This window comes from Vreelandella sp. V005 (assembly GCF_052645115.1).
In genome coordinates, this window is sequence record NZ_JBQXYA010000002.1 from 586,959 (window position 1) to 612,605 (window position 25,647).

At 51.5% G+C, this 25,647-nt stretch carries 31 protein-coding genes; 17 read left to right on the forward strand and 14 right to left on the reverse strand.

The genetic code is table 11. The features are described 5' to 3' along the window. The 6 genes from ACUN8H_RS07950 to ACUN8H_RS07975 all read left to right on the forward strand — a co-directional run bounded on the left by ACUN8H_RS07950 (position 1) and on the right by ACUN8H_RS07975 (position 5,582). Complete coding sequence (locus tag ACUN8H_RS07950; RefSeq protein ID WP_445531607.1) at positions 1 to 558, forward strand: endonuclease/exonuclease/phosphatase family protein; 558 nt, start codon at positions 1 to 3, stop codon at positions 556 to 558. Continuing rightward, on the forward strand, positions 549 to 1,769 hold the full coding sequence (gene clsB, locus ACUN8H_RS07955) for a cardiolipin synthase ClsB (protein WP_445531608.1): 1,221 nt from the start codon (positions 549 to 551) through the stop codon (positions 1,767 to 1,769). The genes ACUN8H_RS07950 and clsB overlap by 10 nt, the downstream gene beginning before the upstream one ends. Then, a complete protein-coding gene (locus ACUN8H_RS07960; protein WP_445531609.1) occupies positions 1,759 to 2,730 on the forward strand; it encodes a lysylphosphatidylglycerol synthase domain-containing protein in 972 nt (323 codons plus the stop codon). The genes clsB and ACUN8H_RS07960 overlap by 11 nt, the downstream gene beginning before the upstream one ends. A gap of 156 nt (positions 2,731 to 2,886) precedes the next feature. After that, the gene (gene nfsA / locus ACUN8H_RS07965; protein WP_445531610.1) at positions 2,887 to 3,618 is read left to right on the forward strand and encodes an oxygen-insensitive NADPH nitroreductase; all 732 of its coding nucleotides are present in this window, start codon (positions 2,887 to 2,889) and stop codon (positions 3,616 to 3,618) included. A 190-nt stretch (positions 3,619 to 3,808) separates the two neighbouring features. Then, positions 3,809 to 4,774 carry a zinc-binding metallopeptidase family protein gene (locus tag ACUN8H_RS07970; RefSeq protein ID WP_445531611.1) on the forward strand — a complete coding sequence of 322 codons (966 nt, stop codon included), beginning with the start codon at positions 3,809 to 3,811 and terminating at the stop codon, positions 4,772 to 4,774. Between the two features lie 160 nt (positions 4,775 to 4,934). Then, on the forward strand, positions 4,935 to 5,582 hold the full coding sequence (locus tag ACUN8H_RS07975) for a hypothetical protein (protein ID WP_445531612.1): 648 nt from the start codon (positions 4,935 to 4,937) through the stop codon (positions 5,580 to 5,582). A gap of 7 nt (positions 5,583 to 5,589) precedes the next feature. Here the strand turns inward: ACUN8H_RS07975 and ACUN8H_RS07980 are convergent, their stop codons facing one another. The 4 genes from ACUN8H_RS07980 to ACUN8H_RS07995 all read right to left on the reverse strand — a co-directional run bounded on the left by ACUN8H_RS07980 (position 5,590) and on the right by ACUN8H_RS07995 (position 10,938). Further along, the gene (locus tag ACUN8H_RS07980; protein ID WP_445531613.1) at positions 5,590 to 6,411 is read right to left on the reverse strand and encodes a PEP-CTERM/exosortase system-associated acyltransferase; all 822 of its coding nucleotides are present in this window, start codon (positions 6,409 to 6,411) and stop codon (positions 5,590 to 5,592) included. A gap of 63 nt (positions 6,412 to 6,474) precedes the next feature. Next, entirely contained in the window at positions 6,475 to 9,306 is a 2,832-nt protein-coding gene (locus ACUN8H_RS07985) for an EAL domain-containing protein (RefSeq protein WP_445531614.1), read from the reverse strand. A gap of 35 nt (positions 9,307 to 9,341) precedes the next feature. Beyond that, positions 9,342 to 10,559 (reverse strand): hypothetical protein, encoded by a 1,218-nt coding sequence (locus ACUN8H_RS07990; protein WP_445531615.1) that lies wholly within the window; start codon positions 10,557 to 10,559, stop codon positions 9,342 to 9,344. After that, complete coding sequence (locus tag ACUN8H_RS07995; RefSeq protein ID WP_445531616.1) at positions 10,528 to 10,938, reverse strand: hypothetical protein; 411 nt, start codon at positions 10,936 to 10,938, stop codon at positions 10,528 to 10,530. The genes ACUN8H_RS07990 and ACUN8H_RS07995 overlap by 32 nt, the downstream gene beginning before the upstream one ends. 640 nt (positions 10,939 to 11,578) lie before the next feature. Between ACUN8H_RS07995 and ACUN8H_RS08000 the strand changes: the two genes are divergently transcribed. Further along, the gene (locus ACUN8H_RS08000) at positions 11,579 to 12,475 is read left to right on the forward strand and encodes a dihydrodipicolinate synthase family protein (protein WP_445531617.1); all 897 of its coding nucleotides are present in this window, start codon (positions 11,579 to 11,581) and stop codon (positions 12,473 to 12,475) included. A gap of 49 nt (positions 12,476 to 12,524) precedes the next feature. Here ACUN8H_RS08000 and ACUN8H_RS08005 read toward each other — a convergent pair whose 3' ends face one another. From ACUN8H_RS08005 to ACUN8H_RS08015, 3 genes are all read right to left on the reverse strand, one after another. Next, positions 12,525 to 13,457 carry a glycerophosphodiester phosphodiesterase family protein gene (locus ACUN8H_RS08005; protein WP_445531618.1) on the reverse strand — a complete coding sequence of 311 codons (933 nt, stop codon included), beginning with the start codon at positions 13,455 to 13,457 and terminating at the stop codon, positions 12,525 to 12,527. An 80-nt stretch (positions 13,458 to 13,537) separates the two neighbouring features. Beyond that, positions 13,538 to 13,957 (reverse strand): adenylate kinase, encoded by a 420-nt coding sequence (locus ACUN8H_RS08010; protein WP_445531731.1) that lies wholly within the window; start codon positions 13,955 to 13,957, stop codon positions 13,538 to 13,540. Then, positions 13,899 to 14,039, reverse strand: a complete 141-nt coding sequence (locus ACUN8H_RS08015; protein ID WP_445531619.1) for a shikimate kinase — start codon at positions 14,037 to 14,039, stop codon at positions 13,899 to 13,901. The genes ACUN8H_RS08010 and ACUN8H_RS08015 overlap by 59 nt, the downstream gene beginning before the upstream one ends. Positions 14,040 to 14,287: 248 nt before the next feature. Here ACUN8H_RS08015 and ACUN8H_RS08020 point away from each other — a divergent pair, with 248 nt between their 5' ends. After that, a complete protein-coding gene (locus ACUN8H_RS08020) occupies positions 14,288 to 14,917 on the forward strand; it encodes an SDR family oxidoreductase (RefSeq protein WP_445531620.1) in 630 nt (209 codons plus the stop codon). Between the two features lie 6 nt (positions 14,918 to 14,923). On the opposite strand, the gene ACUN8H_RS08025 is transcribed toward ACUN8H_RS08020, so the two are convergent. Further along, entirely contained in the window at positions 14,924 to 15,862 is a 939-nt protein-coding gene (locus ACUN8H_RS08025; RefSeq protein ID WP_445531621.1) for a LysR family transcriptional regulator, read from the reverse strand. 118 nt (positions 15,863 to 15,980) lie between these two features. Here ACUN8H_RS08025 and trpB point away from each other — a divergent pair, with 118 nt between their 5' ends. From trpB to ACUN8H_RS08045, 4 genes are all read left to right on the forward strand, one after another. Beyond that, positions 15,981 to 17,210, forward strand: a complete 1,230-nt coding sequence (gene trpB / locus ACUN8H_RS08030) for a tryptophan synthase subunit beta (protein ID WP_445531622.1) — start codon at positions 15,981 to 15,983, stop codon at positions 17,208 to 17,210. Between the two features lie 20 nt (positions 17,211 to 17,230). After that, positions 17,231 to 18,070, forward strand: a complete 840-nt coding sequence (gene trpA, locus ACUN8H_RS08035; RefSeq protein WP_445531623.1) for a tryptophan synthase subunit alpha — start codon at positions 17,231 to 17,233, stop codon at positions 18,068 to 18,070. Between the two features lie 295 nt (positions 18,071 to 18,365). After that, on the forward strand, positions 18,366 to 19,412 hold the full coding sequence (locus ACUN8H_RS08040; protein WP_445531624.1) for an SDR family oxidoreductase: 1,047 nt from the start codon (positions 18,366 to 18,368) through the stop codon (positions 19,410 to 19,412). 286 nt (positions 19,413 to 19,698) lie between these two features. After that, complete coding sequence (locus ACUN8H_RS08045; RefSeq protein WP_445531625.1) at positions 19,699 to 20,019, forward strand: hypothetical protein; 321 nt, start codon at positions 19,699 to 19,701, stop codon at positions 20,017 to 20,019. On the opposite strand, the gene ACUN8H_RS08050 is transcribed toward ACUN8H_RS08045, so the two are convergent. The 5 genes from ACUN8H_RS08050 to ACUN8H_RS08070 all read right to left on the reverse strand — a co-directional run bounded on the left by ACUN8H_RS08050 (position 20,003) and on the right by ACUN8H_RS08070 (position 22,179). Then, entirely contained in the window at positions 20,003 to 20,614 is a 612-nt protein-coding gene (locus tag ACUN8H_RS08050) for a LysE family translocator (RefSeq protein ID WP_445531626.1), read from the reverse strand. The two genes, ACUN8H_RS08045 and ACUN8H_RS08050, sit on opposite strands and share 17 nt — an antisense overlap. A 29-nt stretch (positions 20,615 to 20,643) precedes the next feature. Then, positions 20,644 to 21,474, reverse strand: coding sequence for an AraC family transcriptional regulator (locus ACUN8H_RS08055; protein WP_445531627.1), 831 nt, complete (start codon positions 21,472 to 21,474; stop codon positions 20,644 to 20,646). A 138-nt stretch (positions 21,475 to 21,612) separates the two neighbouring features. Beyond that, positions 21,613 to 21,708: a hypothetical protein gene (locus ACUN8H_RS08060; RefSeq protein ID WP_445531628.1), complete on the reverse strand. Its 96-nt coding sequence runs from the start codon at positions 21,706 to 21,708 to the stop codon at positions 21,613 to 21,615. A 10-nt stretch (positions 21,709 to 21,718) separates the two neighbouring features. Continuing rightward, positions 21,719 to 21,853 (reverse strand): hypothetical protein, encoded by a 135-nt coding sequence (locus ACUN8H_RS08065; RefSeq protein ID WP_445531629.1) that lies wholly within the window; start codon positions 21,851 to 21,853, stop codon positions 21,719 to 21,721. Beyond that, positions 21,853 to 22,179, reverse strand: coding sequence for a nuclear transport factor 2 family protein (locus ACUN8H_RS08070; RefSeq protein WP_445531630.1), 327 nt, complete (start codon positions 22,177 to 22,179; stop codon positions 21,853 to 21,855). Before ACUN8H_RS08070 ends, ACUN8H_RS08065 begins: the two co-directional genes overlap by 1 nt. 92 nt (positions 22,180 to 22,271) lie before the next feature. Between ACUN8H_RS08070 and ACUN8H_RS08075 the strand changes: the two genes are divergently transcribed. Both ACUN8H_RS08075 and ACUN8H_RS08080 read left to right on the forward strand, forming a co-directional pair. Further along, positions 22,272 to 22,646 (forward strand): winged helix-turn-helix transcriptional regulator, encoded by a 375-nt coding sequence (locus ACUN8H_RS08075; protein ID WP_445531631.1) that lies wholly within the window; start codon positions 22,272 to 22,274, stop codon positions 22,644 to 22,646. Next, positions 22,630 to 23,088, forward strand: a complete 459-nt coding sequence (locus ACUN8H_RS08080) for a GNAT family N-acetyltransferase (RefSeq protein WP_445531632.1) — start codon at positions 22,630 to 22,632, stop codon at positions 23,086 to 23,088. Before ACUN8H_RS08075 ends, ACUN8H_RS08080 begins: the two co-directional genes overlap by 17 nt. On the opposite strand, the gene ACUN8H_RS08085 is transcribed toward ACUN8H_RS08080, so the two are convergent. After that, positions 23,085 to 23,474, reverse strand: a complete 390-nt coding sequence (locus ACUN8H_RS08085; protein ID WP_445531633.1) for an ester cyclase — start codon at positions 23,472 to 23,474, stop codon at positions 23,085 to 23,087. The genes ACUN8H_RS08080 and ACUN8H_RS08085 overlap by 4 nt on opposite strands. A 98-nt stretch (positions 23,475 to 23,572) precedes the next feature. Between ACUN8H_RS08085 and ACUN8H_RS08090 the strand changes: the two genes are divergently transcribed. The 3 genes from ACUN8H_RS08090 (at position 23,573) to ACUN8H_RS08100 (ending at position 25,607) form a co-directional block, all read left to right on the forward strand. Next, positions 23,573 to 23,908 (forward strand): zinc ribbon domain-containing protein YjdM, encoded by a 336-nt coding sequence (locus ACUN8H_RS08090; RefSeq protein ID WP_445531634.1) that lies wholly within the window; start codon positions 23,573 to 23,575, stop codon positions 23,906 to 23,908. A 92-nt stretch (positions 23,909 to 24,000) separates the two neighbouring features. Continuing rightward, complete coding sequence (locus ACUN8H_RS08095; RefSeq protein ID WP_445531635.1) at positions 24,001 to 24,603, forward strand: glutathione S-transferase N-terminal domain-containing protein; 603 nt, start codon at positions 24,001 to 24,003, stop codon at positions 24,601 to 24,603. Between the two features lie 209 nt (positions 24,604 to 24,812). Continuing rightward, positions 24,813 to 25,607 (forward strand): carbon-nitrogen hydrolase family protein, encoded by a 795-nt coding sequence (locus ACUN8H_RS08100; RefSeq protein WP_445531636.1) that lies wholly within the window; start codon positions 24,813 to 24,815, stop codon positions 25,605 to 25,607. Positions 25,608 to 25,647: the final 40 nt, after the last annotated feature.

Below are 25,647 nucleotides of genomic sequence, written 5' to 3' on the forward strand. Positions count from 1 at the left end.
GTGCCGCAGTACGAATACCTCGCAGATACCCTATGGCCTGACTTTGCCTACGGCCGTAACGCCGTCTATCCCCAAGGCGATCATGGCAACGCGCTGTTGTCCCGCTATCCCATCGTGCAGTACGACAATAAAGATATTTCCATTCCTGATAATGAAAAGCGAGGCTTGCTGCATTGCCAGTTAGACGTCCCTGGCCACGAAGGCGTGCATGCGGTCTGCGTTCATCTGGGGCTGCGGCAAAAACATCGTTTCGAGCAATTGAACGGGTTGTGCCAATTGCTCGAAACGCTACCAGACGAGGAACCGGTCATTGTGGCAGGCGACTTCAATGACTGGCGACGCCAGGCCGACCGTGTGCTAGCGGACTGTGGGCTTTGCGAGGCATTCGTGCAACACCAGGGCCGCCCGGCGAAGACGTTTCCAGCGCGCTGGCCGCTGGTGCGCCTTGACCGTATTTATATACGCCATGCTTCGGTGCGCAATCCCCAGGCCTTGTTCCGAAAGCCCTGGTCTCATCTGTCAGATCATGTACCGCTTATTGCCGAGATATGCTTGTGAATTTCCAATGGACGGAAAGTAACGAAACCGAGTTGCTGATCAACGGAAACGAATATTTTAGTCGCGTCTTTGAGGCCATTCGCGCGGCTCGCGAAGAGATATTAATCGAAACCTTCATCATCTTTAATGATGAAGTAGGCCAGCAACTAAAAGAAGTCTTGTTTGATGCTGCCGCCAGACAGGTACGTATCCACGTTACCGTGGACGGCTATGGAACGGCGGCATTGGACAATGACTATATGACGGCGCTGACGAACGCTGGCATCCGCCTTCATATCTACGATCCCAAACCGCGTTTATTCGGTATGCGCACCAATTTGTTTCGCCGCCTTCACCGCAAAATCGTTGTCGTGGATGGTGATGTCGCCTTTATCGGCGGTATCAATTTTGGCGCCGATCACCTGCCGGATAAGTATGTCATGGGCAAGCAAGACTATGCCCTTCGGGTACGCGGAACGATTGTTAATGACATTCGCGAAGCCGCAGGCGCACTGCTGATTGAGCATCAGGCGGTGCAGGAGCTGCCACCCACGCAGCCTTCATCGTCGCCCACTGGGGGCGCCGCTGTCCGGCTGGCTGTGCGCGACAACACATTTCATCGCAATGATATCGAAAAGCTCTATCTTGAGGCGATTCATGCGGCGAGGTCACGCGTTGTCATTGCCAATGCTTACTTTTTTCCCAGCTATCGCCTATTCCACGAATTACGCAACGCGGCAAGGCGGGGCGTTAGCGTGACGCTCATCTTGCAGGGACGTCCAGATTTGCCCTGGGCCAGAATGTTCTCTAGCTCGCTTTACAGCTATATGTTGCAAGATGGGATTAGCATTTTTGAGTATACCGAGCACCCATTACACGGAAAGATCGCCATCGTTGATGAAGAGTGGTCTACGGTGGGGTCGAGCAATCTCGATCCCATCAGCCTGTCATTGAATCTGGAAGCCAATCTTTTCGTACGTGATAGCCGGCTCAACCAAAGGATCAATGAGCATCTCTCAATGCTCATCGACACCAGCTGTCAAATGATAACGGCTCAAGCCGCAGCCAAAGGTCGCTGGTGGCGGGCACCGCTAATGTTTGTCAGCTTTCACGCCCTGCGTCATTTCCCCAAGCACATGGGGTGGCTGCCCGCGCATGCCGCACGGATGGAAACCCTGACGCCCAGGTCGCAAAAAGCAGACGCGCAAAGGAGTGAGCAGAATGCAGACTAACCGCAAAAAAACGGGCGGTATTCGCTCTGCTCTGCGTACCGCCTGGGCGCGCTGGCTAAAGCATGCCGTCACTTTGTTGCTTTTTACTGTGGTCGCTGCCTTACTGTTTTCGCTGGTTCGGAATATGGAGTGGCAGGCGGTCGTTGAGACACTGCGCGGATATAGCCCTGCTCTGGTCGTCATGGGGGTAGGGGTCACTGCTGCAAGCTTTGCTGTCTTCAGCAGCTATGACCTGCTGGGTAAGTGGTATACCGGGCATACCCTACCCATTACGCAGGTGCTACCGCTAGCGTTCGTATGCTACGCCTTTAACCTCAACCTGGGCGCCTGGGTGGGGGGCATTGCGCTTCGCTATCGGCTCTACACGCAGTTTGGCTTGAGTGTGGCGACGGTGACTCGGGTGTTGAGTGTGAGTTTGACCACTAATTGGCTCGGCTACATGCTGCTTGCGGGTGCGTTATTTACCCTCGGGTATATTGAGTTACCGCCGCACTGGCACATCAGCACGTTAGGTTTGCAATTGGTTGGTGCGGGGTTATTGGTTATTTGCCTTAGCTATCTACTAGCGTCTCGTTATTCCCGCCGGCGTATCTGGCGCTGGCGGGAGCATGACATCGTGCTGCCCTCGCTACGCTTAGCCTTACTGCAATTATTATTGGGAGCGGTTAATTGGTCCTTGATGGCCGTCCTTGTCTACCTTTTGCTACCCCAAGGCGTTTTCTATCCCACTGTTCTCGCAATTCTTCTGGTCAGTAGTATAGCGGGCGTGGTGACCCATATACCCGCCGGCCTGGGCGTCTTGGAGGCCGTGTTCATCGCTATGTTGCAACATCAATTGGCCTCCAGCGAGATTATCGCTGCGCTGATAGGTTATCGAGCGATCTACTTTTTATTCCCTCTCGTGGTGGCATGCATGATGTATCTACTTCTAGAGCGTTGGAGCAAGCGAAAAACAAAGTAAGCATTAAAGGGGGGTGAGAAAAGAGCGTGACGCACGGATACTCAATCAGTGCAGAGGTAAGCTGGTGAGGCTAACTCATAGTCGATAAGATAATAGAATCATGAGAGGTTGCTCTAATGCTTATTAGTGAAAGTGAATATTCTAAGGCGAGGTACCATGAACGACGTTATTGAGTTACTTAAAGCTCACCGCTCCATCCGCAAGTTTAGCGATCGGCAGATTCCCAGTGAGCTACTCCATGAGCTGATTAAAGCAGGGCAGGGCGCTGCTACCTCTAGCCATGTACAGGCATATACCATTATCCATGTGAAAAATCAGACGAATCGGGAGCAAATCGCAGCGTTAGCCGGCGGCCAGGGTTACATTGCTACCTGTGCCGATTTTTTAGTGTTCTGCGCTGATATGAAGCGGCCCACCGAAGCGTCTGAGCATACAGGTGCCAACGTCGTGCGCGGGATGACCGAGCAAATGTTGGTGGCGACGGTGGACACGGCTCTGATGGCGCAAAATGTGGCAGTAGCGGCTGAATCTGAAGGGTTAGGGATCTGTTATATCGGCGGCATTCGTAACAATCCCCAAGAAATTAGTGATCTATTACGCTTACCCAATCATGTTTACCCGGTGTTTGGCATGTGTCTTGGTTATCCAGCGCATGATCCTGAAGTAAAACCACGTCTGCCAGTAGAAGCGATTTTGAAAGAAGACTACTACACTGAGGACGCTGAGCAGGTGAAAACCTTTGATGCCACCATGCAGGCTTACTACCAAGCTCGGAGCAGCAGCAATAAAGATACCGACTGGTCACATAACCTCAAGCCCCTTTTCGATAACAAGCTGCGTCCTCACATGCGTGACTTCTTAACCAAACGTGGTTTTGAAATGAAATAGGGCTAATGGGCCACAGTAAGGGTATAACAAAGCGTCAAAATGAAATGGTTTTGAAAAAATACAATGTGGCCATGAACAGTTTCGCCATCAAGTAATAAGCGCAGTACACTTTTAATAGGATTGTGGAGAAGAGAAAGCTCAACGGTTTATTTGATGATCCCTTTTCCTCGTTTTTCAGGAGCTTCACCGCATGCGCGTATTTTCTAATCCCGTCGGTGCCGGCTCTCTTTGGTTCGACAATCTCACCACGGCTGACGGCATACCTATCGCTTACGACCCCCAGGCTCGGGCATTTGTACCCATGCCGCCGTTCTGCATCAATCGAGACATCATAGGGTGTAACTGGATCGCTCCGAAAGAGGGGGCTTTTTGCCGCTCGTGTGCGATGACGGCGCTGGCCCCTGATCCCAGTCTGCCTAACGCGATACCGAACTGGGCGAAAACCGAAGCGGCGAAGCGCTGGGTATTGGATAACCTGGGGCGCTGGCATTGGTTTCGGCCAGAAGACCCAGGCGCACCACCGGTTTTTCACTTACTAGCGGAAGGGAAGAAGCCCGTGCCAATGGGCCACATAGAGGGTGTCGTCACCATCAGCGTGGCCGAGGTAGACCCTGTATTGGTCACGACCCGTCGTGAGGCACTAGAAGAGCCTTATCGGACAATGATCGGCCATATGCGCCATGAAATTTCCCATATGCTATGGTGGCGGCTAAGCCTGCGTGAGGATTTCCTTGACGCTTTCCGCGAGATGTTTGGAGACGAGCGCCAGGATTATACGGCCGCTCTTCAACGCCACTATCAAGATGGGCCGCCACCCGATTGGAAAGAGCGTTATTTAACGACCTATGCCTCTGCTCACCCACATGAAGACTGGGCCGAAACCGCTGCACATCTGCTGCATTTAACCGATATCGCCGATAGTTTTGCAGCGTCCAATCTTTCTTCGCCAGAGTTGCCCAGCCATCAATGGGAGCCGTACGCAGAACCCGATGCCGAGCATCTGATATATGTAGCCGCGTCGCTCACCGTGGGGGTTAATCATGTTAATCGCGCCATGGGCTTGCCGGATCTTTATCCCTTTGTGCTTTCTGAGGTCGCCCGACGCAAGCTAGCGTTCGTACATGATTGGCTGCGCCGAGGCGCTCAGGGCCTTTGATAGCCGTTGAATTAAAGCCACAGCGCGACGTGTAGAACGCAGCATATCGCCTATACTGACAAAGCATGGCAATAACGACAGCCGACAAGATAAAAAGACGATAAAAACAAAGGCCGATACAACACCGATGACATCGGCCATTTAGCTTGGAGATTGACTGATGAATCTAGACCGCGCTTACCGTCTATTAGCCGCTTTCTATACGTTGATGCTGATCATTGGTGTTATCGCCCTGATAGCAGGTGGCGGAACACTCCTTTCTCCTGTGTACTTGCTGGTGGGCGCATTAGCCGTAATGGGGTTATGGGGATATATCCTTAAGCGCCGGTTTATGAACCCCCGCATGTGGAGGCCCCTAGCGGGAGTATTAGCGGTTGGTATTGTGATTCAGTTATTCATCATGCTCACCACATCACTGTCCAGTGAGTTGTTGACATGGATGCTTACTAGCAGCATTTTTTCCGTCATGCTGGTTATCATGCTTTTCCACTATGGAAATCGCGATCAACCGCTATGGGCCTCTGAAGAAGAGCGAACGGCTGCCCGCCAATTAGAGGCATTATTAACGAACAACTCCTCACTAACTGCCATCAACAGGGATGAAACGCGCGAGAATAGCGTTAAAGTGACAAAGTCCAAAAATGGTTATCAAGCAAGCGTGACGCGGCGTTCCCAAGAGGGCCAAGAGCGGTTTGAAGAACGCTTCCAATACCCCGAAACGCTAGTTTTTTTCTTGGAAAAATTTACTAGCGTGACGGTCAATGATTTTAAGCCAGTGTCATTTGTAGACAATAGCACAACAACCTAAAAGCGGTTTAGATAGACGTCACGGCTGAGCTGCTGTCTTTTTTTGCCAGCAGTTCTTTTAATTGCGGCTCTAGTGATTCTTTGATGTTTAGATACAAAGGTTTTAATTTTTCATGCATGCCTATTTCGGCTTTTAAGTGGTCAATATAATAAGCATACCTTAAACCATGATGTTCTATGGCACCGCTTACTTGGGTGAAGTGGAAGCCTGACAAGGCTAATAATCTAGGTAATCGTGGTTCCATCATTGCAAAAACATGATGTTTGCCACTTAATATAGCCAACGAATAAGTGCATAGAAAGAGAGCTATAGCGATCACTGGGAAAGTTCTTTCTTCCTCGGACGTAAATTTTACTTCCTCTAATTCTTCTCTATTTCCTTTTTTTAATGTATGGTAAGAGCGAAAGTTTTGTGAAATTGCTAAGCGCGAAACCTCGCATATTTGAAGCTTTGGCATTTTAGCGGGATGGATGATTTTGTGATTTAGGCTATGCTTTCCCTGTATTTCTACAGGTAATTTGTAAAACTTAGACTCTGTATCGTCAGAAGGTATAATTAAGCGCATACAGCCAGCTAGAAGACCGCTTCTTCTATGTTCAATTAGGCAGTGCAATGAGTGTTCATCATATTCATCTGTTTCGATTCTTTGTATTTTATCTTCTTTCATTTTGTATCTTAATTCTTCTAAAAAAACTTTATGGCGCAATTCTAATGCCCTTTTTTTTTCTTGTGGCGTTTTAGCGATTATAAATTTATAGTCGTTTTTAAATGTTATCAGTATATCTTGTCCCGGTGACGTTATGTTTTTTTTGCCTCCTTGAGAAACCATGTTTTAATTTCCTTAGGTAATAGGGATTGTCTAGTGGTATTTAAGAGATGTGTTTGGTTTTTTTCATGCTTTTTTAGTTAATGTATATATGCTTTTTGGCCGCCCTAAATGATAGCCTTGGCCGTATGTTATTCCATATGATTTTAATAGAGGCAATAGAGCTTCTTGATCAACAAACTCTGCAATCGTTTGTTTGCCGAATCCTTTTGCTATATCGGCTATGGCTCGAACGATGACTCTGCTATCAGGGCTAATCTTCAGACTACGAATAAAAGAACCATCAATTTTAATATAATCAACAGGCAACTGACCAAGATAATGAAAGCTGCTAAACCCAACGCCAAAGTCATCTAAAGCTGTTCGGCAGCCTAAGTCTCGAAAAGTCTGTAATACGCCGCGTGCTGTTGAAAAGTCGGTAACCGCTGCTGTTTCAGTCACTTCTAAAATAAGATGATATGGGTCAGCGCCACTAAGTTCTAATTCATCGGCTAGGTATTGCTTCAACCCCTCATCATGCAACGATTGGCCTGACAGATTAACGGCTAACGTAATGCCCTGATCTTGCAGTTTGCTGAGCGCTTTTAAACTATGCCGCAAGACCCATCTATCTATCATTGTTATTTGCCCACTCTGCTCGGCAACGGCTATGAATTGGCCAGGGGAAACAAGACTACCGTCTTTATTGCGCATACGAAGCAATACTTCAAAATGTTTTACATCATTGTCTTCCAACCTAATAATCGGCTGAACCATGAGTTCGAAGCTGTCTTCTTCCAGCGCAGTGTGTATGCGCTCAACCCAGTAGACTCGCTCTTGTAATTCATTTTTGGCATTTTCTTCTTTAGACAGAAGGTGCCATTGCTGAAGACCGTTCTCTTTTGCCTTGTACATCGCCACATCGGCATTAGCCATTAAGTCGGCTGGTGTTTTGCCATGGGTGGGAAACAGCGCGATACCAATACTGGCCGTGACTCGATGCCTGCGCTCACCGACAACAAAACCGATACCGTCTAACAACTGAATAATATATTGCGCAACTCTTACCGCTTGATCAGCATTAGTATCTTCAAGTAGTAGTGAAAACTCGTCGCCCCCTAAGCGAGCAATGACTCCACGCTGACCTAAATTATGAAAAAGTGTATCGGCTACTTCACGTAATAATATATCTCCTACATGATGCCCGCTTAATTCATTAACTTCTTTGAATTGATCTAAGTCCAGTAACAGCACTGCGCCAATTTCAGTGGCAGGTTTCTCAATGGCGATTTGCAGCGCATTTTGGAAGTAACGTCGGTTATAAAGCTCAGTGAGGGGATCACGTTCGGCCAACCAGGTTAGCCGCGCTTCGGCAGCTTTGCGTTCAGTAATATCAAGCCCAACTGAAATGCGCGCTACCTTACCCTCATTACCTGTTTGCAGGGGCGCATGATACCAAGCGATGGTATGTATTTGCTGATTCGGCGTGTTTAACGTTTTTTCCTCTTGCTGATGAATGGCGAATGTATTCACAGTAGTAGGAAGCCCTGCCTCGAACACATCGACAAAATGACGGCCAAGTAGGGATGATTCACCAATTCCTAGCATTAGTTGAGTATACTCATTCACCAGGCTGATGCGGCCGGTGCTGTCTTGGGCAACGATAAATACTTGGGCCGTATCCAATAAGCCGTTGACGAAATCACGTTCTTTAGCCAGTTCCTCAATACGTTCGGCTAATTGGCTGCCTCGTTCTTGGACTTCACCTTCTAGCCTTTCAAGTTGGTGTGATAGCTCATACGTCGTTCTTTCAAGTACATCTATTTCATCTGAAATGCGATGACGATGTTGGGGAATTGCTGAGCGAATATCGCTAAACTTCCCGTTAGCTAGCGCGGGGAGCAGCCCTGCAACTCTACGAAGTCGCGCCATTGGTCCAAGGAGAATGACGAGCAGGAGTAATTCAGCAGCGATCCACCCAAGTACGCCGACAAAAAGTAGCGTGCGTGTATCATAATTAATAGCATTAATTTGTTCAGTAATATCTGAGATGAGTAATAAATAACCAATGCTACTACGCTCATAGTCTTCCTCCATCCGAACAGCGCTGAGCTCTAAATGCCTGCCCGAGTAATCAAGGCTTAGAGGGGCATCTATTAAACGGGGAAGTGCTATTTTTCGAGAGGCGCGCTGCAATGGTGCTAAGCTTCTTTCTTCATTGGTTAGTGCTAATAAACGACCATTCCATGCGTTTAGCTTTCTTGATGCTGCGACAGCGCTTTCTTCAAGTGTACCTGTTACGAGCAAAGCTACTTCACTATTAGAAACTTCTTTCGCCTGTCGAGTAACATCTGCTAACGAGCGAGATAAAACGACCATGCCAACACTTTCTCCCTCGACGAGTACCGGCACGGCCGCAAATTGTTGGCAGCTAACAGCGCATCGAAGTGTGGCTAGGGGGCGTTCAGTATCCATGACCCGTTGCACCCAACTGAGTAGAGGTAGTTGCGATTCTGTATTGCCAGCACCCCAATTACCAAGAACTTGGCCGCTTCTATTGATAATTAAAATTTCATCAATGCCAGCCTCAAGCTGCAGTGCTGGCCACTGTGCGTCGAGTGCTTGTTCGACATCGAGTGTATTATTAGCTTGTAAAGGAGAGCCTAAGCTTGCAGAAGCAGCAATCAAGCCAGCCAATTGCCTTAAATTATCCGATGAGCGAGCTAGCGCTAAGCGGATTTCTCGTTGCTGTCGTTCATGATGCTGGTGGCGACTTTCCTGAAATTGACGAGTGAGTTTTTCATGTCCTAGCAAAGTAAATAGGCTGACTAACGCTAAGAGCAGCAGGCTGCTTAGCGCGATAACGCGCCAAGTAAGGCTAAGGCGCTGGGGCATTCGAAAAAGAGTAGGTTTTCTCATCGCAGTAGCATCCAAGCCAGGATCGAGTAAAAACGTTAGAAACGCAGCGATAACTGAAACAGCAGCATATTCCAGCGTCTACTGGTTTCTTCAGACGCTTCATTACCTTGATTAGGCCACCAGCCAGTGCCATCTACATGATGGTACTCGCCTGCAAGCATTACTTGAGGATGCGGGGTCCATTGCAAGCCAAAAGTTAGATCGTCTGCAAATTGAGAATGAGCAGGCCCTAATCCTTTAGCTTCAAATGTTTTACCCGAACGGTCATCACGATTATTAACTAAACTATCGTAACGTACTAACCACTGCCAATTATTGTTAAAACGGCGAGTAAATTGAAGATACCAGCTTTCACCTCGTGTGCTTGAATTAGGAATAGATTCGAAGCCAGTAAGTTCAAGATGTCTTGTCGCGTATTCTGCAGTTAGTGTCCATAGCTCTTGGTTATACTGGAAAGAAAACACCCATGGCTGGAATTGGAAGGAGCCATTGCCTGGTTGATTGCCGTATGAGTTATAATCAGCATTAGCCTTCGCAGTACTGAGGGCTGTGATAATCCTCCCGCCATCATGCTCATAGCGTATTTGGCCAATGGCTGAGCTCCCCGGTTCTAATGAACCAGGAAAACTATCGAGACCTAAAGTTTGTTCTACGTCATTTTCAATCCTTGCTTTCCCAAAACCTAGCTGAGTACGGATTGCCCCTGTAGAAAGCTTTTCATCGTGATAAAAAGTAACCCCATCCCCCGATAGCCCTAGTGACCGAGTTCGATCAAAATAAATGGACTGAGGCAGTAATATGCTAGGCCGGGTAAAGGCCACATCACGTGTTTGATTATAAAAACCAAAAGGATTTTTTATCCGCCCCAGTTGAATACCAAAGGTTCGCTGCTGATTAGAGACCATTTGGTAGTCAATCAAACCATAGTCAAGTTCTGGGAGGGCATCACTACTTTCGCCTCCTGCCCGACGACTGAGCACTTGCGCCGCCAACAATATATCCTGATGAGGTCGTAATGAGGTGTTAAGGCCTATTTCCGTATATTCAAAGCTGCCAACCCCTTGGTTGCTAGGGCCAAAAAATTCATTCTCGTCTGTAATTATTAACGCTTGGCTAAGAAAACCATGAACTTGTAGTGTACCCATAATACCGCTATCGCTGAGTACAAGAGGTGATACGCAAAACGATGATGCGCCTACCAGAGCAGCAATTAAGTGAGGTTCAATCCATCGAAATGATTTGGATACTATCATCCAGATACTCCCTTTCAAGATATCCTAAAGCTCCAGGAGTGTTGGCGATCCTATCGCGCATCTCCAGTTGACTGCTTACGCGATCAGGGGCTTGCCCGGTGCCCGAAAAGACCATACGGTCCCAGGCTAGCTGCAGTTGGTGTGGGTAAACTGATAAATGTTCTTTGGTAAAACGAGCATGTATAGGGTTGTTACTATCTAATACAAATACCCGTGCTGCTTGTCCGTTTGGCCAAGTGCGCTGACGCATAGCAAAGATGGCCCGAACGGTATCACGGTTTAACAAATTGATGGTTACATCTGGGTTTGCAACTAAAAAAATAGCTGGTTCTCTAGCAATAGCCTGAGAGGTGGCCAGCAGGAAGCAGCCTATGAGCATACTAGACGAGATAGCCCTTGCTATTCGATGAATCGAGCAGCGTATAAGAACTAACGATGTCATCGTTGGATACAGGTCCATTGATTGATGACAGATGTACCTAAGTAGCATTCGATGACGAATATCACTTGAGGTATGTAAGTTTTGATAACACGGCCTCCTTTGGGCATATGGCTATTTCGTTATTGTCAATAGCTTTTGGAATTTACTTTCATAGCGCGCTAAAGAAGCATTATGCCATTTCGGCACAGTTAATTTCCAAACCCTACAACAAATTAATGAGATTTTCAGGCTTAGGCGTCAACGCAAAACAATAAAGATGGCCTGCTACGTCTGCCGGTAGGGCCTTGAGCTCAGAGTTTAGAGATATGGTTATCAGCTGTTAATAAGGAAACTTTTAGACCGAATATCCCGAACCGCCTTACGTTTATTGTTATATCTGCCGCCAAACGGCATATTTATAAATCACGTGAGGTAAAGTAGAGAGGCCAGCATGAACCACCGTAATGCTCACACGCATCGTTTACGTAAGGTAAGCAAGTGGTCTCATGCTCTAGCATTGCTTTAGGAGCGATGCATTATCCAGCTTGTCTAATTGCCCAGCAGTGCCTTGCCATCCATCTGATAGGAAATAACTACCATGTTCACCGGCCTAAGTGCTTTTCCGCTGACCCCTATGAATGAACAAGGCATTAACGAACGTGCCTTCGTTGGCTTGGTAAAGCATCTGGCTGATGCAAACGTGGACTCTATTGGCGTGCTGGGCTCGACCGGCAGCTATGCCTATTTAAGAACGGAAGAGCGTGCCCGCATTGCCAAGCTTTGTGTGGAAAACGCTGGAAGCGTGCCGGTCGTTGTAGGTATTGGTGCGCTGCGTACCCGAGATGTGCTGGCGAATGCCGAAAGTGCCCAGCAGGCAGGTGCACGTAGCGTGCTGTTGGCTCCGGTGTCCTATCAAAAGCTCACCGATGATGAAGTGTATGACCTCTATGCCACCGTTAGTCGTTCGCTGAGTGTTCCGCTATGCGTGTATGACAATCCCGGTACTACCCATTTCGAATTTAGCGATGAGCTGCATGGGCGTATCGCTCAATTGGAACAGGTGCGTTCTATCAAGATCCCACCGGTGGGAAATGATTTAGATGCAGCGCGTGAGCGTATCTCACGGCTGCGTGCCCTTATTCCTACAGAGGTCACTCTGGGCATCAGCGGCGACCCGGCCGCCGCTACCGGGCTTAACGCCGGTTGCGATGCGTGGTACTCCGTTATCGGCGGGCTCTACCCCCACGCAGCGTTAGCCCTGACCCGGGCCGCTCAGGCTGGAGATGCTCAGCAAGCCAATTCACTTTCCATTGCGTGGGAGCCGTTATGGGCGCTTTATCGTGAATATGGTGGTAGCCTGCGGGTCGCCGCCACCATCGCAGAAATAACAGGCAAGGTGAGCCAGCCCTGCTTGCCGCAGCCGCTCAAAACGCTGCAAGGGAATGATCGCAAAAGAGTAGAGCAGGTCATCAAGCAGCTAGACTTAGCATCGTGAAATGAAAACGCCCAGACAAGGCTGGGCGTTTTCACCGTACAATCGACGTTTACTCAACGAGTTCCAGCAGGCGGTCAGGATAGTTAGTGAATAAACCGTTGACGCCCATTTCCATTAAGCGCTCCATCTCATCGGTTTCATTGATGGTATAAACATGTACCGGCAAGCCGTTTTCGTTCGCCTGGCGAATAAAGTCGGCATCAATCACTTCCTCACCTTCGTAGATGAAGTTGGTGCCCATGCCGACTGCATAATCCGCTACTGCTTGGAAATCCTCATCGGTGATCTCTGTTGGCCCTGGCGTCACGCCTGTCCACTCGACTAGACGTCCATCATTCTCTTCACTGGGGTAATACCAGACTAATTGGATAAGCGGCACATTTTCGTTTAATTCATGCACTTTTAACAGGCTATCTTGCTCAAACGATTGCACTAGAACATGACCGCTCTCAATCAAATCGTGCTCTTCCAGTAACGCTACCAGCGCTTCTTCCAGACCTGGGTTCAACTGAGGCGACTTGGTTTCAATATAATAACGAGCGTCGTGACCAAAATGCGTTAATAGCTCATCCAGGGTGAGCATTTGCGCGCCTTCAAAGGCAGTGTCGGCACTGTCGGGGTTTTCCTGGTTAAACCACGTGCCGGTATCCAGGGCTTTGAGTTCTTCTAGCGTATAATCATTGATGGCGCCTTCGCCGTCACTGGTGCGGTCAATGGCGTCATCATGAAACACCACGACCTCCCCGTCGGAAGTGATTTGCGCATCCAACTCCAAGTAATCGACGCCCCATTCGTGGGCCAATTCGTAGGCTGCCAGCGTGCTTTCCGGCGCATGGCCACTAGCACCGCGATGAGCGATGACCTGGAAAGATTGAAGTTCCTGTAGCTGTTGCTCTATTGAAGAGTTTTCTGCCAAAGCGGCGGTGGTAGCGGTAGCAAAAAAGCTCAGGGCAATTGACTTAACCAGTAAACGACACTGCATAGGAATTCCTTTCTTTGAATGCTTGTTTAATAACCCTACACGCATTACTGAATGAAAGCCAAGCCAGCCTTACACGCTGCCTAGTCCAAAGTAGCTAGGCTTTTCACCAATGCCAGTGCCTCTTTCCTGGACCTCAAACGGACAACCTGAATATGTGCATAGCGAGGATTAATCATATCGGCAAAGTAACGTTGCCGATTCTGTCTCCAAGTCTTGAGAGACCAGAGCAACACCGACTCGCGGCTTAAAAAGGTTTTGCGGAAAGATTCTCGATTGCCGGTGCCGGGCCAAAGCTCTTCCTGGCTGATGATGCGTTTGATATCTCGAAAGATGGCTTGGCTAAACACACGCCAAAACGGGTAATCGATCCAGACTACTATAAAGACATCACGCCACTTGATAGGGCGGGTTCGGTCAAAGTTGCCGTCCAATACCCAGCCCTCAGGCGACGTCGCCAAGGCCGCTTCTAGCCTGCCAAAAAAACTGATCAAGCTGAACATAAGGAGCGTTTAGCGCTGTTGAGAGCTGCTTTGCTAGCGTGCTCTTGCCGCTACCACTGGTGCCAACCACATTAATCTTCATAACAGAGCACTTTTTGAACAGCAGGGCATTTTATAAATTGCTTCTCGAATGGGCAACCGACTCTGCTTAGAGCGCTAGCAGCGCGACGAGAGCTACAGACCGCTGCACTAAAAGCGCTGGTAACAATGTCTGATAAGAGGAGACTCAATATAGGTAATTGGGGGCAGACGTAATTGGGTTAATAATGGGTTGAATTACCTCCATGCGCCTGCATACATAGTCTAAAAAGCAATATACGAGGAGGTCTTATGACCACATTAGTGATTGGCGCGAACGGGCAGATTGGCAAACAGTTTTGCGATCTGGCCCAAAAAGCAGGCATGCCCATCAAGGCGATGATTCGCAGTGAAGAACAAGCCGTCTGGTTTAAAGAGCAGGGTATCGATACCGTGGTAGCTGATTTGGAAGGCGAGTTTGAACATGCCTTTGACGGCTGCGATCAAGTGGTTTTCACGGCGGGCTCTGGCCCTCACACCGGGCCAGACAAAACATTGATGATCGACCTTTTTGGTGCCATTCATGCTGCCGATATCGCCAAGCAGAAGGGCCTCTCTCGCTACATCATGATCAGCGCCATGCGAGCAGAGCAACCGCTGGAAGCACCCGAAAAAATGCGCCCCTACATGGCCGCGAAATTTGCCGCTGATGCCCACCTACGCAATAGCGGTATGCCCTACGTCATTCTCAAGCCTGGGCGTTTAACCAATGCGGCTGCCAGCCAGCAGTTCGCCAGCTCACTGGATGAAGCAGGCGACAACCAGATCTCACGAGCCAATGTGGCTCATGCGCTACTTCATCTTGTACAAAAGCCCTATTTGATTAATCAGGAGTATTTGCTGTTGGATGGTAAGCGTTCGATTGGCGAGATTATCAGCTAGTAAGAGCTAAACGTGATTGGTTGTTAAATCATTGCTTGGATCAGTTGCCAACTCCCGCTTAAGCCATTCTGCAAGAAGCTCACTTTGGCGGGAGACACTCGCAATGCTGCCTTGATTAGTCAACCACAGGCAAAGACGCGCAGGAGTCCGAATACTCCCCCAGGGCGCCACCAGCCTGCCACTCCTCAAGTCGTCTTCCACTAATAGCCGTGGCGCAATAGCGATGCCCAGGCCTGCCACCGCGGCTTCCATCAAGTAGTAAAGGTGATCGAACCCCTGGCCTCTGCTTAGTGCCGTTTCAAGCTGTGCCAGCTCCAGCCCTTTGGCAATGGCCCACTGCGGCCATGCCTGGGGTCGGGAAGAGGTGTATAAAAGCTTATTGGTAAGCAGCGATTCGGGCTTGGTCACATCGCATTGAGCTGCCAGCTGCGGGCTTGCCACCGCACATATCTGTTCCGCCATCAGCTCGAATACCTCTACACCCCCAGGCCACGGCGGCTCGGCAAACGCCAGGGTGGCGCTGGCATCCGTTTGCTTACCCGGCTGTTCACTTTCGCTCACCACGACTTTTAGCTTGAGCTCGGGCAAATCGCGGTGAAGGCGATCCAGGCGGGGAATCAGCCAGCGTGCCAACAGGCTGCCAGGGCAAGCGAGAATGAAGGGGGCTTCTTCCACTTCACGTTTGAGCACTGCGCAACTATCGCGCAGTTTCGTAAACGCCTCACTCAAGCCGCTTTGTAGTCTTTCCCCGCGCGCAGTCAATACAATACCTCGACCCGCTTTGGTAAACAGCGCGACACCAAAATGGTCATCCAGGCTTTTTAACTGGCGGCTGACAGCGCCGTGAGTCACGCTTAGCTCATCGGCAGCGGCAGTGACGCTACCCAGCCGGGCAGTTGCTTCAAAAGCGCGCAAGGCGCTGAGTGGGGGCATGCTATGTTGCATGAAGTGGCCTGCTGATAGTTGACTTAATCTCACCTATTGATGACATCTTATCGATTTTTATACGCACCTGCTTGCGCTACTTTCACTGCACTGGTCGATAACGCATTCAGAGGTCGCGATGAACCAACCTGTAGATGTATCCAAGAGCCTGCCCGATGCCAACGGCCTATTTGGCAGCTTCGGTGGCCGCTTTGTCGCCGAAACCCTAATGCCGCTGATCCTTGAGCTGCAAGATGAATACACCACGGCCAAGAACGACCCTGAGTTTCAGCGCCAGTTGGCCTACTTTCAGGGTGATTATGTCGGGCGGCCAAGCCCGCTCTACTTTGCCGAGCGGCTGACCGAGCACTTCGGCGGGGCGAGTGTTTACTTTAAGCGCGAAGAGCTAAATCACACCGGCGCACACAAGATCAACAACTGCATCGGTCAGGTGTTGTTGGCCAAGCAGATGGGCAAGAAGCGCATCATTGCAGAAACCGGGGCGGGTATGCACGGTGTTGCCACTGCGACCGTTGCAGCACGTTTTGGTTTGCCTTGTGTCATCTACATGGGCGCAACCGACATTGAACGCCAGCAGCCCAACGTATTTCGCATGAAGCTGCTGGGAGCGGAAGTGATCCCCGTCATCTCGGGCACCGGCACGCTAAAAGACGCCATGAACGAAGCACTGCGCGACTGGGTAACGAACGTCGACGACACCTTCTACATCATTGGCACCGTGGCGGGGCCACACCCTTATCCCGCTATGGTACGTGACTTCCAGGCCGTGATCGGCCATGAAACCCGCACCCAAATGCTGGAAAAGAAAGGTCGCCTGCCGGATTCACTGGTGGCCTGCATCGGCGGCGGTTCAAACGCCATGGGACTGTTTCACCCCTTCCTGAATGACCTCGATGTGAAGATGATTGGCGTTGAAGCGGGTGGCAAAGGGGTTAAAAGCGGCCTGCATGCAGCCAGCCTGAACGGTGGCACTCCCGGCGTGCTGCACGGTAACCGCACCTATCTGCTGCAAAACGAAGATGGTCAGATTATCGACGCTCATTCGATTTCCGCCGGGCTGGACTATCCGGGTATCGGGCCGGAGCATGCATGGTTGCACGAGCAGGGGCGGGTCGAGTACGTCTCTGCCACTGACGACGAAGCGCTGGAAGCGTTCCAGATATGCTGTCGTCAGGAGGGCATTATCCCCGCCCTGGAAACCGCTCACGCCCTGGCCGAAGTTGCCAAGCGTGCGCCCACGCTCCCCCGAGAACACTTGATGGTGGTGAATCTCAGTGGCCGTGGCGACAAGGACATGATGAGCGTGGCCCATCACCTGGGGGATAAATTCGGGGTAAAAAACGTATGAGCGCAACACAGGAGGCTATGATGAACACTACTTCTCGGCTTGAAGACTGTTTTGCTGCGCTCAAGCAGCAAAACCGCCCGGCGCTGGTCAGCTACCTGACGGCTGGCGACCCAGATGCCGAGACCTCCCGCCGCCTGTTGCACGGGTTGCCAAAAGCGGGAGTGGATATCATCGAACTCGGTATGCCGTTCAGCGACCCTATGGCTGATGGCCCCGCCATCCAAAAAGCCGCGCTGCGGGCGCTGGAAAACGGCCAGACCCAAGCCAAAACGCTGGAAATGGTGCGCCGCTTCCGCGTAGAAAACAGCACCACGCCCATTGTGCTGATGGGCTACTACAACCCCATTTACTGCTACGGCGTTGAGCGCTTTTTGACCGATGCCGCCAAGGCCGGGGTCGATGGCCTGATCGTAGTAGATTTACCCCCCGAGCACGACGAAGAGCTTTGCCAGCCAGCGGCACAACACGGCATTGATTTTATTCGCCTAGCCACGCCGACCACCGATGCCAAACGCCTGCCCAAGGTGCTGGCGAACGCCTCCGGTTTTATCTACTACGTTTCCGTCGCAGGCGTCACCGGCGGCAGTGCGCCCACGCCTGAAAAACTGGAAGGTGCAGTCGCCGGGCTTCGTGAACATACTGAACTGCCTATCGCCGTTGGTTTTGGCATCCGCACCGCCGAACAAGCCGCCACCATTGGCCGCTTCAGCGATGCAGTCGTCGTTGGCTCTGCACTCGTCGACTGTATCGAAAATGCCACCACGCCTGACGAGGCCGTTGAGCGAGTGCATGGGCTGGTTAGCGAGCTGGCCGAGAGCGTCAGGGCGTGTCGGGAAGTGAGAGAGCCACAAGTCTGTTAATGAAACCCAGTAGTGAGCGATAAGTGACAAGAGCTGGCCAACGCGCGGGCTCTATATTACCTACCATGCATCACTTTTACATTGGCTACGTCAGCTTGGAGTTCTAACTATCATTTTTTAAGTTTCTGACTTCTTCCAGTTCTTCGCTTGGTAATCACCGCTATCCCAACTAGGGTCAATAGAGTTTTACACGCGCTAATGCATTTTCTTCTTGCGTGCTCTATCAGGGAAAAGCCGTGTGTCTTAGGCCATACGCCAAGTACGGATTCACGGCGATTATTTATTGGGGATTACTATGAAGCCAGACAACACTTTTGATCCTACTCGCCGCCAAGTAGTGGGCGGCCTTGCTACCGGTATGGCTGCCGCTATGGCGGCGCCCGCGTTTGCCCAGTCATCTTCATCGTCGCCATCGAGCAGTGCCAATACCTCAAGCACCAATGAATCAGGAGGCACGTTAAACCAAATGCAGGATCCCAAAAGCAAGTACCCTCAACCGCCTTTTCAACGCCAGCCGCTAGAGTGGCCTGGGCTTGCCAGCGAGATGACACCGCGCCCAGATCACGGCGAAGAGAGCTATCGCGGCAGTGGCCGTTTAACAGGAAGAAGGGCGCTGATAACCGGTGGTGATTCCGGTATTGGTCGGGCGGCCGCCATTGCCTATGCGCGCGAAGGCGCTGATGTGGCGATTAACTACCTGCCCGCAGAAGAGTCGGATGCGCGTGAAGTTATTGAGCTTATTGAAGCGGAAGGGCGTAATGCGGTGGCTATCCCAGGCGATCTGCGCGATGCATCTTTCTGTAGTGAGTTAGTGGAAAAGGCCGTTGAGCAATTAGGCGGGCTAGATATTCTGGTCAACAACGCAGGGCGTCAACAGTGGCAGCCGTCGATTATGGACATTAGTCATGAGGCCTTCGACGACACCATGAAAACCAACCTGTACGCCATGTACTGGATCACCCAAGCGGCCATCCCCCACATGGAGCCCGGTTCAGTGATCATTAACACCACGTCAGTGGTGGCTTATGATCCACCTAAAATCCTGCTCGATTACTCCATGACCAAAGCGGCCATTGTGGCGTTCACCAAGGCGCTAGCGAAGCAAGTGGCTGAGCAAGGCATTCGCGTCAATGGCGTCGCCCCCGGCCCGTTCTGGACCCCGCTTCAGCCCAGCGGTGGCCAGCCACAAGACGCCGTGCAATCGTTTGGCGAAAGCACGCCGCTTGGTCGCCCTGGCCAGCCGGTAGAATTGGCCGCCACTTATGTACTGCTGGCTTCGCCAGAATCCAGCTACACCACCGGGAATATACACGGCGCAGGCGGTGGCGCTGGCGATCCGTAAGCTTTCCTGAACGTTGTTCTCGCTATTTATCTAGATAGCCGCGCGCGGTCTGGCCTTCAATAGGTCAGACCCGTTTTAGTAGTTGGGCTGATAAAGATATAACCACCTAGCCGATAATGGGTGCATACGGCTAACCCTCCCTGACATAGCGAAATGCTAATTTTCCCTGGCTATTGGCAAATCATCCTCCCGCTTGTGCACCCTTGCTACTACAGGCATTATCGGCGCTCGCAGCGGGTTGCAGATAATGCCAATTCGCCTGAATTACGTCACCTAGGGAGAAATCATGGGAAAGCTTTTTACACTGATAGTCGTGCTGGCGCTTGGTTACACAGGCCTATATTTCTATTATGGTGTGGTGACCAAACAGATAGTTCAGCAAGAACTAGATGACCGAGGCCTTTCCGCCGTCAGCGTCGAGAACGTGGAATATGGCATAACCGCCCCGATTAGCATATCAGCTGATATCTCCATCACGGGCACCTACCGTGGCGCTGAAGCCACCATCTATTTGGCAGTAAAAGGCCACCCGCTTTTCTCCGACGAAGTCACTGTCGAGTTCGATGGCCTGCAAGCGCTACGCCTGGGTATTAGCCTCGGACAGTAAGCGGCAGCCACACATGCTCAAACCCGATCGAAAATGCCACGGCGACCAGCAGCCCGGCCATTAGCCCATTAAAGCGCTTCACAATAGCTGGGTTTTTGATCCGCTGGCCGACCAAGCGGCCCATCACCACGTAACTGCCGGGCGCGCCCGCGGCCAGCATGGCAAGCCCTAACGCCCACACCAGCAGACTCAACCCATGAATGCCCGCGGCGGGAAACTGCAGCGTGGTGATCGGCAGGGTGGCGACAATCGCTTTGGGGTTGAGTAACTGCATGACTAAACCATCGCGATAACTCACCAGCCGAGGGGCATGAGCGGGCCTGCTAAAATTGGAGCTAGCGCGGGCAATTTTGTAGGCCAGATAAATGATATAACTACAGCCCAGAGCGCTTACCATTACCAGGGCGTCGTCATCGATCCAAGCAGCGCCCGCCCAGCCCAACACCAATAAGTACGCCAGCATCGCCGTGCCCACGCCAAGGCAAAATCCCACCGACTGTCTGGCCTGGCCATTGATGCCAACGTTCAAACCCAGCAGATTCACAGGCCCAGGGGTGTACATGACGTCCAGGGCATAGGCGACGATTGCTAACATGGTGAAACCTCTATTTTGGTATTTAGGTGCTAGCGCGCTACATCACGCTGGTACTGGTGGGGTGTCATGCCATAAATGCGCTTAAAGCGACGATTAAAATGGCTAAGGTCGGCAAAGCCGTACTGCAATGTGACCTCACTTAACGAGGCGCCTGCATCCAGCGCCGAGCGGGCCGCATTGATTCGGCAATTGATCACGTATTGGTGCGGCGTGATGCCGTACTGCTGCCGAAACAGACGCAAGAAGTGGTACTTGGAAAGGTGGGCCGCCTGGCTGATGTCATCGAGTGAGACATCACTATCCAAGTGAGCGTGAATATATGCTTTCGCTAGCCCTAGCAGGGCATCTGGGCGGGTGGTCACTTGGCTTGGTTGAGCAATACCACCAAGTTGCACAGTCCGCTCGATGACCCGATACAGCGCATTCTCCTGATCGATACAGCTACCGACCTGAGAGGTAACCAAGCGCGCCAATGCCAAAATAGTGTTGCGCAGCTGCGCATCCTGAATCAGCGTGCTACGTGAACGAAAGCTCGCCGTTTTCGCGTGGCTCTGGGCCTCTGCGAACAGGTCGTTAACGTCTTCAGGGTGCACATACAGCATCAGGTAATCCAGCGCGTGTTCGCCGCCGGATTCGCCATCGTGCACTTGCTCTGGGTTGAACAGAATAACGTTGCCGGGAGGGCTGCGGTGAAACCGCCCGCCGCTGAAGAAATCCTGACGCCCCGCCAAGGTCACCCCGAAGGCATACTCCTCGTGGGCGTGTCGGTCGTAGCTGAAATCCTCAATGGCCGCATGAAGCACCGTTAGCGTCGGCACATGCTGGCTTTTAATAAATTGAAACCGGCTTGCGTTACTCATGCCGCCCCCTCCTGATTAGTCACACCACCTAGCTTATGCCAGCGCCACCTTAGAATGCTTGTACATAATTGCTAATCGGTTGTGAGACCGCACCTTCGCTAAGCGGTAAGGCACTAAAGGGGGCGGTATACATCACCCTCAAACAACCGGCACCGTACCACCATCAATCACATACTCCGTGCCTGTAATGGTGGCGGCCAGTGGTGATGCCAGAAACGCAATCAGGTTGGCCACTTCAGCAGGCTTAGAAGGGCGGCCAAATCGGAATGCCGCCCAGCGAATTCATGATGATCTGCTTGCCACCTGCGTAATCGGTGCCTGCCTCTTGGGCGACACCTTTTTTGATAGGCTCTTGCGATAGGTGGAGAGCGAGGTTCATTAGTGGATTTCCAATGACTGGATTTGCGACTCGGCAAGCTGGAAAGCGTGGTCCAGTTGCACCGGGCTGCCGGGGAAGTTGCCGGTCACGGTGGCGGTAACCACCATCGTGTTGCCTTGTTGGGAAACACTGACCGGCTCGACGCTGTACTCAATCTTCTCGCGGGTAGCGCGCATCCACGCTTGAATAGCGGGTCGCCCGCGGTGCGTCTCGCCTTCGTCGAACACACAGGCATCGTGGGTAAAGCATTCGCCAAGGCGGCTATCATCCGCCCCGTTGCTGATGCTGAAGTAAGTGGTGATCGCGTCTGGCAGTGACAAACTCATGATGGTCATCTCTCGCAGGGGTTAATATGCGAGAATCTTCTGCTCAGACTTATGCGTTAGCAAGAACGCACAAAAAGGTAAGTGGCTCACCTATGAGAAAGATTTATACGCCCGCTACCGCCGCAAGCGATGTGGAAAATGTATTAAAAGTGCTGGAAGGGCGCTGGAAGCTCATTATTCTCTTTCATCTCTTCGATGGGAAAGTGCAGCGCTACTCCGATTTCGAAAAACTCATCCCCGACATCTCCCAGAAAATGCTGGCCCAACAGCTGCGCCAACTGGAAGCGGATGGCATTGTGGCCAGAAAGGTCTATCCCCAGGTGCCGCCGAAAGTGGAGTGCCGCCTGACCGAATGGGGGCAAACGCTCTGCCCAGCGCTGGATGCCTTGCTGAAATGGGCAGAGCAGAAGGACCACTTCAACCACAAAGCCGAGCAGAACGACCAAGACGATGCCGCCACCCAATGAGAGCCAACTGATGCACTACCGCACCATGACCATCAACGACTATGACGCCGCCATTGCCTTATGGAGCGAGAGCGAAGGCGTGAAGATTCGCGATGCCGATTCACGGCCAGGCATCGAGAAATACCTGCTGCGCAACCCCGGCCTGAGCTTTGTTGCCGAAGCAGAAGGTGAACTGGTGGGCACAGTCATGGCGGGCCACGACGGCAAGCGCGGCTATGTGCAGCACCTCTCGGTGTTGAATTCTCACCGCCGGTTAGGCATTGCTACGCGGCTGGTAAATCTCTGCCTGGAAGCGCTCAAGAACGAAGGTATCCAAAAATCACACCTGATGATCCTTCCCGAGAACGAAGCCGCCCAGACGTTTTGGGCCAGCCAAGGCTGGGCTTACCGATCCGATATTCTGCTCTATTCGTTTGTGAATGGAGATAACCAGAACGTTTAACCAAGCTGAGTCTCAATCGCGGTTTTATCAATCACCGACCAGACCTCCCTAATCTTGTCATCGCTAAACAGGTAGAACGCGTTTTCGCAAAACGTCACGTTTTTGCCATCCACCGCAAGGCCAAGGAAGCTACCTTTGGGGGTGACATCGAATCGCAGCCTGCACGCGATATGCGGTGGATCAACGGCCAACAGCTCAATGTTAAAGTGAAGATCCGGTATCTGCTCATAGTCGGCTTCTAGCATGGCGCGATAGCCATTAACGCCTAAGTAGCTGCCGTTGTGGTGGGCGTCGTTATGCACGAACTGGCCAAGCTTCATCCAGTCCTGATTATTGAGACAGGTGATGTAATCACGGTAGGTCGCTTCAAGGTCACGTTTGTTCATCCTGATGCTCCTTTCTTAGGCGGTGTGAAGGCATTCGCCACGGTGCCAATGGCTCAGTATCATTACCAGCCTAAACCAAACCACAGAAGTCATCACATATGCCGTGCCCACCTTGCCCAAACTGCCAATCCGAATTCGTCTATCAGGATCAACGCCTGTTCATCTGCCCAGAATGCGCCCACGAATGGAACCCGGATGAGACTGCGGCGGAAGACACCGTGACGGTAAAAGATGCCCACGGCACACCGCTAGCGGAAGGCGATAAGGTAACGATGAACAAAGACCTCAAGGTCAAAGGCAGCTCGCTGGTACTCAAGGTAGGCACCAAAGCCGTTATCAAGCGGCTCATGGATAGCAAGGATCACCAACTGGACTGCAAGGTCGACGGCGTCGGCGACATGATGGTGACCGCCCATTTTGTGAAGAAGGCCTGAATCACAGTAATGTCAGCTTTTGTTGCTTAGCGGTGGTTTACAGTGCCAAGTGTAACTTTCGCTGAGTAACCCCCATACCAAGGGAAGCAATAATGGAACTCTATCTAAACGCAACGTCGCCCTACGCACGCCTGGTGCGCATCGTATTACTGGAAAAAGGCTTGGCGGACGCCGTGACGCTAAAGTGGTGCGATCCCTGGTCAGACAATGCAGATCTGTTAAAAGCCAACCCCGCCGGGCGCATTCCCGCGCTGGTAACGGAGGAGGGCACCACGCTAAGTGAGTCCATGCTGATTGCCGTTTACCTGGATAGCATAAGCCCCAACCCGCCAATGCTACCAGCAGTCAGCCTAGGCGATGTGCTGCACCTGGCGGGACTGGGCCAAAATCTGATGGATGCCGCTTTCACGACGGTGATTGCCAGAAAGCACTATGGTAAGGAGATTGACGAGAGTGAGTTGGGGCAACGGCGTTCGCGAGCCATTCAGCGGTTATTGAAACAGCTGAACAGCGAGCTTAGCGAAAAACAGCAGGACACAGCCATCAACCTGGGCGAAATCGCTACTGCCGTAGCGCTGGATTACCTGGCTTTCAGGCTTCCAGAAGTGAACTGGAAAGAAGAGTATCTACAGCTTCAAGCATGGCATGCTGGTGTGACTGCTCGTGCAAGCTTTCAGCAGACTGCATTCGTTTAACGGAGTCTACTCCCATGCGCTGGCTTCCAGTATCACCTCGCTACTGAGGGGTATTATCGTCTGTTCAAACATCTTCTAGGCGTTTTTTTGTTTTAGGCCTAGAAGCAGTACTTACCTCCTTGTATGGCAAAAGCTCTATAAAGGAACAGTAGTGGGAGGTGGCTTTAGCCCGCGACCATTTCAGCACCCAACCAGCTAAGCGATTAAAAATGACTACCACCACAGCCGCCCCCATCACCATTGCCCTTGCCCAACTGCCCGTCAGCAAAGCGGCGGTAGACAAAAACCTGCAGACGCACTTGGCCTACATAGAGCGTGCCGCTGCGCTAGGGGCTAACGTGGTGGCCTTCCCCGAGCTCTCGCTCACCGGCTACGAGCTGGCGTTACTCAGCCAGTTGGCACTGCCTCGCTACGATAAAATCTTTGCCGCACTCACTGCCGCTGCCGTGGCCAATAACACGGTGGTGATCGCAGGCTGCCCACTGCATAACCCAAACGGCAAACCCTACATTGCAGCGGTAACCTGCTTCCCTAACGGCGAACACACCTTCTACCTAAAACAGCACCTTCACGAAGGGGAGGATGTTTATTGTGCCCCCGGCCACGAAAGCGGCCTTATCAACGTGAATGGAACCCGCATCGCCCTGGCCGTTTGCGCCGACTTTACCCACCCTAGCCACTCCGCCACCGCGGCGGCCCAACAAGCGGACGTTTACCTAGCCAGCGCGCTGATCTCCCCAGGCGGCTACGCCAAAGATGCCGAGCTACTTGCTACTATCGCTCAACGCCACCAACTAACGGTACTGCTCACCAACCACGTTTCCACCACGGGCGGCTTGCAAACCTGCGGCAACAGCGGTAGCTGGAACGCAGCGGGGGAGCTAACGGTTAAAGCCCCCGGCACCCAGCCCAGCATAGTGCTTTGTCACATTCACCAAGGTGCATTAAGCGGTAGCGTGGAAGTGATGACTCACCTACATCACAAAGCATCTATTGCCGACTAAGAACTAATCCGACAAGGTAGGCTTAACCTAAATTAACTGC

Excerpts from the sequence above, each read along its gene's own strand:
- ACUN8H_RS07995 (WP_445531616.1), bottom strand. The coding sequence starts at position 10,938 with ATGCTCATAGGCTGCTTCCTGCTGGCCACCTCTCAGGCTATTGCTAGA.
- ACUN8H_RS08010 (WP_445531731.1), bottom strand. The coding sequence starts at position 13,957 with ATGTTCAGCTTGATCAGTTTTTTTGGCAGGCTAGAAGCGGCCTTGGCG.
- ACUN8H_RS08000 (WP_445531617.1), top strand. The coding sequence starts at position 11,579 with ATGTTCACCGGCCTAAGTGCTTTTCCGCTGACCCCTATGAATGAACAA.
- ACUN8H_RS08070 (WP_445531630.1), bottom strand. The coding sequence starts at position 22,179 with ATGAGTTTGTCACTGCCAGACGCGATCACCACTTACTTCAGCATCAGC.
- ACUN8H_RS07975 (WP_445531612.1), top strand. The coding sequence starts at position 4,935 with ATGAATCTAGACCGCGCTTACCGTCTATTAGCCGCTTTCTATACGTTG.
- ACUN8H_RS08025 (WP_445531621.1), bottom strand. The coding sequence starts at position 15,862 with ATGCAACATAGCATGCCCCCACTCAGCGCCTTGCGCGCTTTTGAAGCA.
- trpB (WP_445531622.1), top strand. The coding sequence starts at position 15,981 with ATGAACCAACCTGTAGATGTATCCAAGAGCCTGCCCGATGCCAACGGC.
- ACUN8H_RS07980 (WP_445531613.1), bottom strand. The coding sequence starts at position 6,411 with ATGGTTTCTCAAGGAGGCAAAAAAAACATAACGTCACCGGGACAAGAT.
- ACUN8H_RS08015 (WP_445531619.1), bottom strand. The coding sequence starts at position 14,039 with ATGAAGATTAATGTGGTTGGCACCAGTGGTAGCGGCAAGAGCACGCTA.
- ACUN8H_RS08080 (WP_445531632.1), top strand. The coding sequence starts at position 22,630 with ATGCCGCCACCCAATGAGAGCCAACTGATGCACTACCGCACCATGACC.
- ACUN8H_RS07990 (WP_445531615.1), bottom strand. The coding sequence starts at position 10,559 with ATGATAGTATCCAAATCATTTCGATGGATTGAACCTCACTTAATTGCT.
- ACUN8H_RS08065 (WP_445531629.1), bottom strand. The coding sequence starts at position 21,853 with ATGAACCTCGCTCTCCACCTATCGCAAGAGCCTATCAAAAAAGGTGTC.
- ACUN8H_RS08055 (WP_445531627.1), bottom strand. The coding sequence starts at position 21,474 with ATGAGTAACGCAAGCCGGTTTCAATTTATTAAAAGCCAGCATGTGCCG.
- ACUN8H_RS08020 (WP_445531620.1), top strand. The coding sequence starts at position 14,288 with ATGACCACATTAGTGATTGGCGCGAACGGGCAGATTGGCAAACAGTTT.
- nfsA (WP_445531610.1), top strand. The coding sequence starts at position 2,887 with ATGAACGACGTTATTGAGTTACTTAAAGCTCACCGCTCCATCCGCAAG.
- ACUN8H_RS08050 (WP_445531626.1), bottom strand. The coding sequence starts at position 20,614 with ATGTTAGCAATCGTCGCCTATGCCCTGGACGTCATGTACACCCCTGGG.
- clsB (WP_445531608.1), top strand. The coding sequence starts at position 549 with ATGCTTGTGAATTTCCAATGGACGGAAAGTAACGAAACCGAGTTGCTG.
- ACUN8H_RS08075 (WP_445531631.1), top strand. The coding sequence starts at position 22,272 with ATGAGAAAGATTTATACGCCCGCTACCGCCGCAAGCGATGTGGAAAAT.
- ACUN8H_RS08005 (WP_445531618.1), bottom strand. The coding sequence starts at position 13,457 with ATGCAGTGTCGTTTACTGGTTAAGTCAATTGCCCTGAGCTTTTTTGCT.
- ACUN8H_RS08100 (WP_445531636.1), top strand. The coding sequence starts at position 24,813 with ATGACTACCACCACAGCCGCCCCCATCACCATTGCCCTTGCCCAACTG.
- ACUN8H_RS08090 (WP_445531634.1), top strand. The coding sequence starts at position 23,573 with ATGCCGTGCCCACCTTGCCCAAACTGCCAATCCGAATTCGTCTATCAG.
- ACUN8H_RS08045 (WP_445531625.1), top strand. The coding sequence starts at position 19,699 with ATGGGAAAGCTTTTTACACTGATAGTCGTGCTGGCGCTTGGTTACACA.
- ACUN8H_RS07985 (WP_445531614.1), bottom strand. The coding sequence starts at position 9,306 with ATGAGAAAACCTACTCTTTTTCGAATGCCCCAGCGCCTTAGCCTTACT.
- ACUN8H_RS08095 (WP_445531635.1), top strand. The coding sequence starts at position 24,001 with ATGGAACTCTATCTAAACGCAACGTCGCCCTACGCACGCCTGGTGCGC.
- ACUN8H_RS08085 (WP_445531633.1), bottom strand. The coding sequence starts at position 23,474 with ATGAACAAACGTGACCTTGAAGCGACCTACCGTGATTACATCACCTGT.
- trpA (WP_445531623.1), top strand. The coding sequence starts at position 17,231 with ATGAACACTACTTCTCGGCTTGAAGACTGTTTTGCTGCGCTCAAGCAG.
- ACUN8H_RS07970 (WP_445531611.1), top strand. The coding sequence starts at position 3,809 with ATGCGCGTATTTTCTAATCCCGTCGGTGCCGGCTCTCTTTGGTTCGAC.
- ACUN8H_RS07960 (WP_445531609.1), top strand. The coding sequence starts at position 1,759 with ATGCAGACTAACCGCAAAAAAACGGGCGGTATTCGCTCTGCTCTGCGT.
- ACUN8H_RS08040 (WP_445531624.1), top strand. The coding sequence starts at position 18,366 with ATGAAGCCAGACAACACTTTTGATCCTACTCGCCGCCAAGTAGTGGGC.